Consider the following 12,741-nt stretch of genomic DNA (forward strand, 5'->3'; position numbering starts at 1 on the left):
GAAAGTCTTCTTTTAATGTTGGGCAACAGGTGATCAGTGGGGGATGAGAATACTGAGCTGATCACCTGTCATAGTTAATATCTCTTGATTATTGATATATTTTCTATGGTGAACCTATTTTTACTGAGCTTATATATCTAAAATTATTTTTTTCTTTATAGGTTGTTTATACCTTATTTTTCTTTCTATTTTCGGCTTTCCGTTAATTATTTTATAATTTCACATTCATTGTTATTATATATTGACAGTAAAGATTTTGTATCAACTTTACTGTTATTTGTGATTGGAAAATTATCAATATTGATGAATTCACTAGGTATCATATAAGAAGGTAAACTGTTTTTAAGCAGGTTAACTAAATTTTCCTTATCAAGGATTGTTTTGAATTTACAAAAAGCAACCAGGCGAACAATAGAACCATCTTCTTTTTTTAATGGCAAAACAACAGCACTATCAACAATGGTAAGATTCATCAGCCTTTCTTCAATTTCATGTAGTTCAATGCGATAGCCATTTAGTTTTATTTGGTTATCTTTCCTGCCAAAGCAATACCAGATATTGTCAATTAATTTGCCGATATCTCCAGTTCGGAAACTTCTCATTCCATGTTGATTAATTGTCAATCTATTATTATCTTCCGCTTTAGCGCCAATATATTTTCTCATAACATGAGTGCCAGAGATAACAATTTCGTCATTTTCTAATGTCAGAATAGAGCCTGATCTTGACTCGCCAATTGGCAATAATTCCATATCAGAATGGAGGTGTTGATCATTAATTTCAATTAATGTTGTTGCTACGGTAGCTTCCGTGGGACCATAAGTATTATAGATAATTGAAGATGGAAATCTTTTCCTTAAATGTTTAACGAGATTTTTACTTAGAATTTCCCCACAAAATAGAAAATGTTTTAAATTTTTTAAGAAGGAATAATTAAAATTCTGCGATAGTAATTGCTTATAGGAAAAAGAGGGGGTTGAAACCCACACCGTTGGCTGATAATGGTTTAAAACCGGATAAAATTTTTCAGAATCAGTCGTTGTTTCTTGAGAAATGCAAAGACATGTGCCGCCGTATACCAATGTACCAAATGTTTCATACATGGATAAATCAAAATTAAATAGCGCTTGATTCATGAAAACAGGTTTTTCACCAAGCTTGAAATCATTGTACATCCATCGCATAAGATCATAAACGCTTTCACGTCCAATAACGACGCCTTTAGGTTTTCCTGTGCTACCGGATGTGAACATGATATAGGCAACATTATCTTCATCAAACTCAATATAATCAACGTTTGTTGTTTTGAATTGATTGTTAATCACATCGTAGTAATAAGGAGTGTTGGATAGTGATGCAATTTCTAATAAGCGTTGTATTGGATAAATTATATCGATTGGAATAAATGGGATCTTATAGGTTATACATGCATAAATTGAAACTAAAAAATTAGCTTCTTTGTGTCCGTATAAGATCAAAGGGGTGTTGCGATTTAAATTTAATTCTAAATATTTGGAATGCCATTTTTTAATCTCATGATATAAATCACGCCAATATATGACTTGATCTGAACCCACTATGGCGGGATTGTTTGGATGAGAAGGCGATATTATTTTATCGTTGATTAATAAATCAAAATTTGATTCGCTATATTCGTCAAGATATTTCATTTTATAAAACTGTATCCACTAAATATATATAAAGAAAAACAAATTAAAGTTAACGTTGTCAGTCTGCCAAAGAAAGAGATGATCTTTGTATTTAGGATATTAGCGATATTTTCTTTATCTCTGGTGTAATTAATTAAGCAGTTATGCATTACTGAGTAAGAACCAAATAAAGCACCACTTATAATGTAATTAAGTTCTAGTCCATTCCAAATACCCATACAAAATAATGTGATAAAAATACTGATATTCTGGGCAAAAAGTCTATGATGTTTGAAAAAGTCTTTTTCCATTAGCATCTTATATAATGGCATAAAGATGACGTCTCTTAACCATTCAGATAAACTAATATGAAATCTACGCCAAAAGTCCTGTGGATTTTTGGCTAAAATTGGATAATGAAAATTAATAGGTAAGTTTATTCCAAATAGCTTGCCGGCGCCACAAGCCATATTGGTATAACCTGCAAAGTCAAAATATAAGTAAAAACTATAACTTATAGCAACTACTAAGTATGATTCAATAGTGTCTTTATTAATATAGTCAGATAAAAATACGTTATAGATAATGGCGGCGAATAAAAATTTCTGAACTACACCATATAATATTTGTCCAGCACCGGCAAACCATTTTTCTAAAGAGACTGGCACTTGTAATTCAAGTAAATCACGTTTGAAGCTGTTCCATCTATACATAGGGCCAGCCAGCCAAACTAATGGTAAGAATAAATAAGCAAAATATTCATAAATTACTATTTTCTGTTGCTTGCTAGAGAATAAAATGACATCAATAGCCCTAAATGTAAAAAAGGATAAACCGATAACACTGAGTAGATGACTAAATTCCAAATTTAATTTAACTAAAAATAAAGGTGAAATTATTAGCAGAGAAGATACTAATTTATTAATTATATTCTTTTTGAAAATTAAAGTTATTAAATAGAAATAAACAGATAATGCTATAGGTATATAAATTTTATATCTAAAAATAATACACCAGCAAATAATAGAAAGTACACTTAATGCAATTTTAGAGTTTATTTTTTTATTAAAAAATAGAAAAAATAAAGAAAAAACAAATGAGGCTGAAAATAGATAAATGAAAAAATTAAAATTTGCAAACATGTTTTCTTATGCCTTTTTTATTCTAAAATTGCTGATATTCATATTTTACTTTAACTTCACTGCTACCATTGACGATAGAATCAGAATGATAAAATAAGGTAAGCATTAGAAAAAGATATAATAAAAAAGCCTTTATAAAATATTTCATTTCGCAAAATGTTCCACAATAGCTTTATCAGTTAATAACCAACCATATTCCCCCATATGCATAATATCCGTTAATACTCCTGGCTGATATTGCTCTTCAATAAGATTTAAATATCCCATACCATGAGATTTTATTTTCTCTGATATAATATTTTCAACGGGTTTAAAATCGTTTGTATCTGTGTATACATAAGGGTTTAATGGCTGCATAATAAACAGAGCATCGACATTATATTTCGCTAATAAATTCAATATATTGTCAAAGGCGTTCATTTCTTTACTGTAATTGATGCCATTAGGAAATGCTTTTTTACTTTTTTTATCTTTTACATATTTTTCATAGTATTTTTTATTTACCCATTGCGTCTCCTTGCTCATATTGTTAAGTTCAATATTTTTAGCATCATTAGCTAGATCTAGCCATTGAACTTCGGTATTGGCAATTTTAAATTGTTTTTTCATTAAAGGATCTTTATGAAGGACATAAATATTGTCAGCTTTAATTTTATGATTGTCGGTTATTATATTTTTGATGTTTATTCTTGCCTCTGCTATATAGTTTAAAACATTTGCAACTGATGACACTATTATATTGTCTTTATGAATCAACTTTAATTGGGTAGCGTTTAAATTTTCAAAGTTATCTTTGTTTTCATTGAGATAGCTAGAAAATATATTTTTTGCATTTTCATCATTTGCGAGTTTATTTGCGATATAGGATGGAAAGTGATAATTGTATGCTTGTGGTAACAAGTCTGTTTTTTCAAACCATCCTGGCGACAGAATAATGACTATTCTGCTATCTTTATTTAAATATTCTTGATAAGCTGATAAATAACCGTAAATTGCTAATAATTCAAAATGTGCTTTACCAATACCTATTGTGGGAATATTTAAATTTTTTGTTAAGAAATTATATGGAATGAATTGATGCGCTCTGTTTGTTAATTCAGAAGATCCAAATAAAATCACATGATTATTTTTAAATCCATATTTAAGTGATTTTTCTTTTGAGAAATCAATAGTATTGTGTTGATCTGTAATCGTAGGTATATAATTATTCGATTTATTATCGTCTTTAATATATTTGTATTCTACTATTTTTGAAGTGAAATTATTAATAAATAATATAATAGATGAAAAAATAATTGCTGCGAATAATAACGCCGCGATATTAATGGATATCTTTTTTAACATCATTTTAAGTTGTTTAAATAGTGGATAATTGACTCAGGGGTTTCGAGAATAGATTCAGCATCAGTTGCTGATATGTAGCAATCGAATTCCTCTTGTAATGCCAGGATGAGATCGACTGTAGTAATTGAATCTATTAAATTTTGCTTCAAAAGTTCATCATCTAACTCAACATTTTTTCTGGCAATTTTGTTGACTATCGATAATACTTGCTGTTCAAGTTCCATATATTATCCTTTTATACCCGTCATCTTTCAAGCTGCCTCTTTGTTGGCTGCACTCGCTCACCCCGGTCACATAGTTATCTATGCTCCCAGGGATTCACTCCCTTGCCGTCGCGATGCATCTTGAAATCCATAGGGTATATACCAAGATTGTATTTGTATGATTTTTTATAATAGATACTGCCTGATGGCTAGAAAAAATAATAGCTACCGCACAAGCTAAAGTATATTTGCTTGCTAATGTAACTGTTATTCCTTCAGTTCATTTGATTGATTTTACATATGTTATTCAACAGTATGGGATATCAATACCTCAGTTTTAATCGTGATGCATACTAATTGATAGTCCTTTTTTTATCAAGATAATATGATTGTTCTGCGTACAATTTTCTAATAAGTGAGAAAATAATATTTTGTTAAAAAATATCCTATGATTTACTATCCCTCAATATAATTAAATATGTAATTAAAAATGTTAACTAATTCACACTAGAATTTTCAGCAGAAAGCTATTTAAAAATAAATAGTAAAATCAAAAGAAAATTTTTATGATTTTGCCAGCATGAAGTAAAAATAATAATGAAGAAAGCGGGAGTCTCGCTATTATGAAAAACAGATATTCCTACACAATGAATTTGTAAGTCAAATAATGGACTTATCGTAATATCCCCCTCAGCCTTTTAACTGAGAAGGATATCAAGTACCTGAAAAACTATACTTATTCAAACAAACGCTGATGAAGCGTTTGAACAATTTGTTCTGCATCTTTGCCTTGAACAAGCAAACACAGGTTATGGTTACTGGCACCATGACTGATCATACGAAGATTGAATCTTTCCAGCACACTAAAAACCTTTTTTCCTAATCCATTGGTTTGAGAAAGCTGATTACCAATAATTGCCACCAGCGCCAGATCTTCTTCCACTTCAACCCGACACAGCGTCGAAAGCTCCGTCATCAGTGCATTGGTCAGCAGGCTGCCATTTGTGCTAGTGGAGCCAGTGGTGTCGAGTGTTAATGCCACATTAACTTCGGAGGTGGTGATCAAATCCACTGAAATATTATGACGTGACAGAATGGTAAATATTTCAGCCAAAAATCCCTGTGCGTGGAGCATTTTCAGGCTGTGTAGTGTCAATAACGTCTGTTTCTGGCGCAGGGTAATAGCGCGGAACTGTGGTGGGGCTTCTGTGGTATCACAAACCAGCGTACCGCCGGCCTGTGGTTTTTTGCTAGAGCCGACAAATACTGGAATGCCACAGCGAATAGCAGGAAACAGTGTTGCCGGATGTAGGATTTTGGCGCCAAATGTTGCCATCTCCGCCGCTTCATCAAAGGCAATCTTATCAATTCGTTGGGCAGTTGGAACGACTCGCGGGTCAGTGGTATAAATGCCCGGAACATCTGTCCAGATATCAACGCGTTTCAGGCCAAGGGCTTCTCCCAAGAGTGCCGCAGTATAATCGCTGCCACCGCGCCCCAGTGTAGTGGTACGGCCGTTCTCTTCACGACCAATAAAACCTTGGGTGACAACCAGGCTATTTTTCAGATGTGGTAAGAGATGTTCCGTTGCCAACGATTGAAGTTGTTCATGGTTTGGTTCTGCATGGCCAAAACTATCGTCGGTATACATCACTTTGCGTATATCAAACCATTCGGCATTTTTCCCTCGCTGGCGAAGCAATTCGGTAAACAATCGTGTGGACATCAGTTCACCGTGGCTGACTAATTCATCTGTCAGAGCCGCAGAGGTTGCCAGAGATGCGGCTTTAGCAAGGGTTTTAATATTTTCCAGTAGACGATCAATCTCTTGACGAATCGTATCGGATTCATGCAAACGATCAATAATTGCGTATTGAATGGAGTGGATCTGTTTCAAGTAGTCAGCCCGCTTATCTGCATCGCAGCCTTCCGCTAATGTAACTAATAAGTTTGTTATACCGGCAGAAGCAGACAGCACAACCACACGTACTGCTTTATTTGCCAGTACGATATCTGCACTGTTATTCATGGCATCGAAATTTGCCACGCTGGTACCACCAAATTTTGCGACTACATGCCCGCCAATTTCTGGGCATTGGGATGAAACAGCACTCATTGCGATAACCTTCTGTTAACTGGATAGTCTTTTAGAAATATCGGGTTAACGGGTTTGAGTCAACGGAGTGAAGAGTGACATCAATATCTTTCATGACGCGATGAGAATCATAAAATAAATTGAGGATAGTAGAGAGAGGTGATTGTTTTTTGTACGCCCCGGTAGATGGAACTAGAAAAACTTAATCGTTTTGACCAATATCAGCGATTAAAGGAAAAGAGGCTCGAATCACAGAATTACAGGTTACAATCTTTCTTTAACTCCCAATTAATTACAGTCAGTTGATAGAGAGCATAGCTATGAAAAATATCAATCCTAGTCAAACCTCAGCTTGGAAAGCGTTAGAACAACATTTTGCGCAGATAAAGGATATTCACCTACGTGAATTGTTTGAACAGGAGCCAAATCGTTTTGCTAAGTTCTCAGCGACATTCGATGACCAGATCCTGGTAGATTTTTCAAAAAATCGCATCACAACGGAGACATTAGAAAAATTACAGGCACTTGCTAAAGAGACGGATGTTGCCGGGGCGATTCGCGGTATGTTTTCGGGTGAGAAAATTAACCGTACGGAAGATCGCGCTGTACTGCATATTGCGCTACGTAATCGTAGCAACACCCCGATTGTGGTTGATGGGGAAGATGTTATGCAGCAGGTCAACGCGGTGTTGGCAAAAATGAAAGATTTCAGTGAACGCGTAATTAATGGCGAATGGAAAGGTTATACCGGTAGGGTGATTACTGATGTTGTGAATATCGGTATCGGTGGTTCAGATCTTGGCCCTTATATGGTGACGGAAGCGCTGAAACCTTATAAGAATCACTTGAATATGCATTTTGTTTCTAATGTTGATGGAACCCATATTGCGGAAACCTTGAAAGTACTTAACCCGGAAACGACGCTGTTTCTCATTGCTTCCAAGACGTTCACTACTCAGGAAACGATGACCAATGCTCACTCTGCCCGTGACTGGTTCTTAAAAAGTGCGGGTGATGAAGGACATATTGCAAAGCATTTTGCGGCGCTTTCCACAAATGGACAGGAAGTTAAGCAATTTGGTATTGATACCAAAAATATGTTTGAGTTTTGGGATTGGGTTGGTGGTCGTTATTCGTTGTGGTCAGCGATTGGTTTGTCTATTGCACTCTCTGTTGGGTTTGAAAATTTTGAACAATTGCTTAGTGGTGCACATGCAATGGATCAGCATGTTGCCAATACCCCATTTGAGCAGAATATTCCTGTATTGCTGGCGTTAATTGGTATTTGGTACAACAATTTCTTTGGCGCAGAAACTGAAGCGATTCTGCCATACGATCAGTACATGCATCGCTTTGCTGCCTATTTTCAGCAAGGCAATATGGAATCCAATGGTAAATATGTCGATCGCAATGGTCATCCAGTGGATTACCAAACCGGCCCAATCATCTGGGGAGAACCTGGAACAAATGGTCAGCACGCGTTTTATCAGCTTATCCATCAGGGAACTAAACTGATCCCTTGCGATTTTATTGCGCCAGCCATCAGCCATAACCCATTGAGTGACCATCACAGCAAATTGTTATCTAACTTTTTTGCTCAGACAGAAGCATTAGCCTTTGGTAAATCTCGTGAGCAGGTGGATGCTGAATTTGTCGCCAGTGGTAAAACGGCGGTTGAAGTTGAACATGTTGCACCATTTAAAGTGTTTGAAGGAAATCGCCCGACTAATTCTATTCTGTTACGTGAAATGACCCCATTTAGCTTGGGGGTGTTGATTGCTATGTATGAACACAAAATATTTGTGCAAGGGGCGATTCTCAACATCTTTACTTTTGACCAGTGGGGAGTTGAATTGGGTAAACAATTGGCTAACCGTATTTTGCCAGAACTTAAGGATGATAATAGGGTTGTCAGCCACGATAGTTCAACAAATGGGTTGATTAATCATTTTAAAGCATGGCGTTAGTCACTTATTCTGAGTCAGAAAGTTAATTGATATGAGCGAATTATGTTCATCATAATTCGCTTATTTTTGGTCAACAATATTTATATACCTAATAGATTTCGAGTTGCAGCGAGGCGGCAAGTGAACGAATCCCCAGGAGCATAGATAACTATGTGACTGGGGTGAGTGAAAGTAGCCAACAAAGCAGCAGCTTGAAAGATGAAGGGTATAGAATTTGTTATAACTTTTTATTCTGTATACCTGCAACGTGGTATTCTCTGCGGTTATCAATTGTACTGTCGGATAAAAGAAATTTGTCCTAATGGAAAAGCGTATGTCAACTGACTCAATATTAACAACGGTGCCTATTCAGTGGCTTTCGGTGGATTCGCCCGTTTTGCCTGATGAGGTTTTAGACTGGTTGATGGAGTTGGGCTCAATGACCCGCCGTTTTGAGCAATACTGCAACTGTGTTCGTATCATACCATTCAGAGAATGTTTTATTACCGAGGAACAACTTTCTGATGAAAATGAGCGTTTGCTAACGGGTCAAAGATATTGGCTGCGTGAGATCGTACTGTGCGGTGATAATATCCCTTGGCTATTGGGGCGGACGTTAATCCCTGAAGCAACATTAACCGGTCCTGATGAAAGTTTGGTTGATTTAGGAACAGTCCCACTGGGGCGATATCTTTTTAGTGGTAATAAATTGACGCGGGACTATATTCATGTAGGGCAGCAGGGGAACCGTTGGGCAAGACGATCATTGCTGAGGTTATCAGGCAAGCCATTATTATTAACCGAAGTCTTTTTACCTGAATCACCTGTGTATAAAAGGTAAAATTTAAAAGGGGGAAACAGAAGTGGCGGGAAGTATGGCGCAAAGTAAATGGCAGGCCTATTGCCGTTTAGTGCGCATTGATAAACCTATAGGTGCATTATTGTTGTTGTGGCCGACTTTCTGGGCTTTATGGATAGCTGGGAAAGGGATTCCAGATATGCACATATTATTGGTCTTTACTGCCGGTGTGTTTCTGATGCGTGCGGCAGGGTGTGCAATCAATGATTTTGCTGACAGAAAATTTGATGGTTATGTTGAACGCACAAAAACACGTCCCCTGCCGAGTGGTGCTATTAGTGAGAAAGAGAGCAAGATCCTATTTGTCGTACTGGCGCTGGTTTCTTTCGGGTTGGTGCTGACCCTGAATAAAATGGCTATCTGGTTGTCAGTCGTTGGGTTGGCTCTGGCTTGGCTTTACCCCTTTGTTAAACGGTTTAGTCATCTTCCTCAGTTTGTACTGGGGGCCGCTTACGGTTGGGCTGTTCCTATGGGATTTGCGGCAGTTAGTGAGTCCTTACCACTAGAGTGTTGGTTGTTATTCCTGGTTAATATCTTCTGGTCGGTTATTTATGATACACAGTATGCGATGATCGATCGAAATGATGATCTAAAAATTGGCGTGAAGTCCACCGCCATTCTGTTTGGTCGTTTCGACAAGTTGATTATTGGGTTATTGCAACTCGCTATGTTACTGGTGCTGGTGCTGGTGGGTTATATGATGAATCTGGGCGGTATCTACTATTGGTCACTGTTGCTTGCGGGCACTTTATTTATTTATCAGCAGAAACTGATCGCTGGTCGGGAAAGAGAGCTTTGTTTCCAGGCATTCCTCAATAATAACTACGTTGGTCTGGTACTATTCCTTGGCATCTTCTTCAGCTATGTCTGAAACATCTGGTGATAATGTGAATAACAACCATTATCACCAGTATTTAAGAAGATTATCCTTCCTTAGCACTCTCGTCGGTATCGTTATGCTCTGGTGGCAAACTGACGCTCTCGATAGTAAGACGAATCTCAGGTGACATCAGTTCACCTAATACCTGATACAGCTCCTGGGTATTTGCTGTAATCGCATTACCACTGTCACTGATATAACCTTCTTCACGTAGTGTATGGACTGACGTAGTAAATACCGCCTTATCAAAGAATTCAGGTGCGTTGATGCCATGCAATACCGACAAACGTTGCGCTAACATCCGACTCTCTTTTTCCAGCACTCCCCGACTGATTACTGGATTGGCGTTCAGTAAAGAGAGTGTGATGGCGTAACGTTGCAATGTTTCACGGATGCCCGCTGCCAGCAATTGCAGGGGGCGGATACGTGCTGGATTAAGTACCAGCATGCCATGCTCCTTGTTACAGATAAGGCACTGGCGGGTCAGTTCGTTGATCAGCGTATTAACCACTTCTGGCAGCTCTGTTTTGCTATAACGCATAAATAGCTCGGCTTTAAGGAGTGGATAAATGATCGCGACCTGGCTTAACAGCGCTTCGCGGCTGATACGGCGATGATGAATAACGATGCAGGCAATCAGTGATGGCAGTACTAATAGATGTTGAATATTGTTGCGGTAGTAGGTCATCAAAACTGCACGATCACGTGGCAGAATGATAATGTCACCCATACTGTCTTTGTCTACCTCGAACTTATCCATTTGCAGAGCGTGTTCTAGCAACTCCTCCGCGGTTTTCTTTGGTACGGTGACATCAGCAGCGTAGGGTGCATTGTGCATGAGCTGTATATAACAATCCAGTTGCTCAAGCAGTTGCTCACGAGTAAGTGCTCGCTGACGTGACGAAAGCAGGGCAGTTGAACACAAATTAATTGCGTTAGCCGCCGCTGTGTTGTTGATGTTTACCATAATCTTCTCAGACAGTTGACTGACTGTCGGATTGAACCATTCGGGGCGATGGAATTCTATTGGATCAATAGAATCGCGCCAGTTAGGAACATGGTTGTTAAGGTATTGGATCAACGGGATGGGTTCGCCAAAGTTGACGTAGCCTTGCCCCAGATTACGAAGTTTGCGCAAACCACGTATCATCTGGAAAAAGCCCTCTTTCTCTTTGGTTGCACCACGCAGCTCTTTGGCATAGGTGGCAACTTCCATCACATGCTCGTAGCCGATATAAATCGGAATAATGGTAATTGGGCGTGATTCTCCTCTCAACAGCGCCTGTAACGTCATGGACAGCGTACCCGTTTTGGGATCGAGTAAGCGACCTGTCCTGGAGCGACCGCCTTCCATAAAGTATTCAACAGAATAACCTCGGGCAAATAACTCACCTAGATATTCCCGGAATATCGTGGCGTAGAGCTTATTACCCTTAAATGTGCGGCGGATAAAAAATGCACCAAGGCGGCGGAATATTGGCCCTGCTGGCCAAAAATTTAGGTTGATGCCAGCGGCAATATGGGGCGGTACCAAGCCCTGATGGTAGAGCACGTAGGAGAGCAGCAAATAATCCATGTGGCTACGGTGGCAGGGCGCATAAACCAGTTCGTGACCATCCTGTGCCAGACGGCGGATGCGTTCAGCATTGTGAACATTGATCCCTTGATACAGACGGTTCCAAGTCCAACCCAGTACACGACCTGACAGCCGTAACGTTTCATAAGAGAAATTCGCAGCAATCTCTTCCATCATGTTAATGGCATTCTGTCGGGCTTTCTCATGTGAGATTTTCTTGGTACGGGCCTCATCAGAGACTGACTTTTCTATTGCTTTTGAAGCCAGCAATTTGTTAAACAGCTCTTGCCGAACCGGCAGGCGTGGGCCAACGGCTGCTAAGCGTTGACGTGAATAGTGCATTCGTGCCACACGAGCCAGCTTATGGGCAATAGTCTTGTCAGTACCATGCTCAGTTGCCATATAGCGTAGAGATACTGTGTTTGAAAAGCGCACAAAACTATCTCGGCCTAGCCAGAGAATGGCAAAGAATTTTTGGATACCATTGAGTAGCCGCAAATGTGGTGTGCTCTGCCCTTCGCGCCCGGGGGAACGGCCGAACATGACAGAAACTGGCAGCATTTGAATATCCAGATTGGGATTATTGCGATGCAGATCCAGATAAGCATGGAAAATTTTTACGGATTCCTGCTTTGGTGCACAATAGCGGAATACACGTGGACCATTATCGATAAATACATAGCTGGGAAGTTCAGTGTCACCAATCTCCAGTAAATTTAATGGGTCCGGCAGATCCTGCTCAAGACATTGCTGACGTAATGCCAGTAAGTCTGCTTTGGAGTGATACGGTAGCACGTACAGAATCGGGCGTGTCGTATCGAGCCGCAATTCAGTAATCGGATCTGTAGGAATAAGTTTGCTCTTTACCAGTATTTTTAGTGGTAAATTCAATAATTTATAATATATTTTACGCCAACTTGACATAAATATCTTGAAGCCTCTTGTTAGCAACACGTTGCCAGCATATCAGAAACGGGTGTTGAGATCTGTTGTGTTAAGACAATAATAAGAGTGGAAAGTGTCAAATAACCTCATATTTGGTGTGAA

General features: G+C 38.5%; 9 protein-coding genes. 3 read left to right on the top strand and 6 right to left on the bottom strand.

Features of this window, described 5'->3' with window-relative positions; translation table 11 throughout:
- Positions 1–206 precede the first annotated feature (206 nt).
- From AACQ83_RS10040 to lysC, 5 genes are all read right to left on the bottom strand, one after another.
- Positions 207–1,670: an AMP-binding protein gene (locus AACQ83_RS10040; RefSeq protein ID WP_112877377.1), complete on the bottom strand. Its 1,464-nt coding sequence runs from the start codon at positions 1,668–1,670 to the stop codon at positions 207–209.
- Positions 1,667–2,791: an MBOAT family O-acyltransferase gene (locus AACQ83_RS10045; RefSeq protein WP_112877379.1), complete on the bottom strand. Its 1,125-nt coding sequence runs from the start codon at positions 2,789–2,791 to the stop codon at positions 1,667–1,669. Before AACQ83_RS10045 ends, AACQ83_RS10040 begins: the two co-directional genes overlap by 4 nt.
- A gap of 144 nt (positions 2,792–2,935) precedes the next feature.
- Positions 2,936–4,138, bottom strand: a complete 1,203-nt coding sequence (locus AACQ83_RS10050; protein ID WP_112877381.1) for a D-alanyl-lipoteichoic acid biosynthesis protein DltD — start codon at positions 4,136–4,138, stop codon at positions 2,936–2,938.
- Positions 4,135–4,359: an acyl carrier protein gene (locus AACQ83_RS10055; protein WP_112877383.1), complete on the bottom strand. Its 225-nt coding sequence runs from the start codon at positions 4,357–4,359 to the stop codon at positions 4,135–4,137. Before AACQ83_RS10055 ends, AACQ83_RS10050 begins: the two co-directional genes overlap by 4 nt.
- Before the next feature lie 715 nt (positions 4,360–5,074).
- On the bottom strand, positions 5,075–6,454 hold the full coding sequence (lysC, locus tag AACQ83_RS10060) for a lysine-sensitive aspartokinase 3 (RefSeq protein WP_112877385.1): 1,380 nt from the start codon (positions 6,452–6,454) through the stop codon (positions 5,075–5,077).
- Between the two features lie 299 nt (positions 6,455–6,753).
- On the opposite strand from lysC, the gene pgi reads away from it, so the two are divergent.
- From pgi to ubiA, 3 genes are all read left to right on the top strand, one after another.
- The gene (pgi, locus tag AACQ83_RS10065; RefSeq protein WP_112877387.1) at positions 6,754–8,400 is read left to right on the top strand and encodes a glucose-6-phosphate isomerase; all 1,647 of its coding nucleotides are present in this window, start codon (positions 6,754–6,756) and stop codon (positions 8,398–8,400) included.
- A gap of 313 nt (positions 8,401–8,713) precedes the next feature.
- Positions 8,714–9,220: a chorismate lyase gene (gene ubiC, locus AACQ83_RS10070; protein ID WP_112877389.1), complete on the top strand. Its 507-nt coding sequence runs from the start codon at positions 8,714–8,716 to the stop codon at positions 9,218–9,220.
- A 34-nt stretch (positions 9,221–9,254) separates the two neighbouring features.
- Positions 9,255–10,109, top strand: coding sequence for a 4-hydroxybenzoate octaprenyltransferase (gene ubiA / locus AACQ83_RS10075; protein WP_167405302.1), 855 nt, complete (start codon positions 9,255–9,257; stop codon positions 10,107–10,109).
- Positions 10,110–10,161: 52 nt separating this feature from the next.
- Here ubiA and plsB read toward each other — a convergent pair whose 3' ends face one another.
- On the bottom strand, positions 10,162–12,618 hold the full coding sequence (gene plsB / locus AACQ83_RS10080) for a glycerol-3-phosphate 1-O-acyltransferase PlsB (protein WP_112877392.1): 2,457 nt from the start codon (positions 12,616–12,618) through the stop codon (positions 10,162–10,164).
- Between the last annotated feature and the right edge of the window lie 123 nt (positions 12,619–12,741).

Origin of the sequence: Photorhabdus sp. S10-54, assembly GCF_963878145.1 — a bacterium.
Lineage (GTDB): Bacteria > Pseudomonadota > Gammaproteobacteria > Enterobacterales > Enterobacteriaceae > Photorhabdus > Photorhabdus kayaii.

Bases quoted from the DNA above. Each gene is read 5' to 3' on its own strand.
- AACQ83_RS10040 (WP_112877377.1), bottom strand. From the start codon at position 1,670: ATGAAATATCTTGACGAATATAGCGAATCAAATTTTGATTTATTAATC.
- AACQ83_RS10045 (WP_112877379.1), bottom strand. From the start codon at position 2,791: ATGTTTGCAAATTTTAATTTTTTCATTTATCTATTTTCAGCCTCATTT.
- AACQ83_RS10050 (WP_112877381.1), bottom strand. From the start codon at position 4,138: ATGATGTTAAAAAAGATATCCATTAATATCGCGGCGTTATTATTCGCA.
- AACQ83_RS10055 (WP_112877383.1), bottom strand. From the start codon at position 4,359: ATGGAACTTGAACAGCAAGTATTATCGATAGTCAACAAAATTGCCAGA.
- lysC (WP_112877385.1), bottom strand. From the start codon at position 6,454: ATGAGTGCTGTTTCATCCCAATGCCCAGAAATTGGCGGGCATGTAGTC.
- pgi (WP_112877387.1), top strand. From the start codon at position 6,754: ATGAAAAATATCAATCCTAGTCAAACCTCAGCTTGGAAAGCGTTAGAA.
- ubiC (WP_112877389.1), top strand. From the start codon at position 8,714: ATGTCAACTGACTCAATATTAACAACGGTGCCTATTCAGTGGCTTTCG.
- ubiA (WP_167405302.1), top strand. From the start codon at position 9,255: ATGGCGCAAAGTAAATGGCAGGCCTATTGCCGTTTAGTGCGCATTGAT.
- plsB (WP_112877392.1), bottom strand. From the start codon at position 12,618: ATGTCAAGTTGGCGTAAAATATATTATAAATTATTGAATTTACCACTA.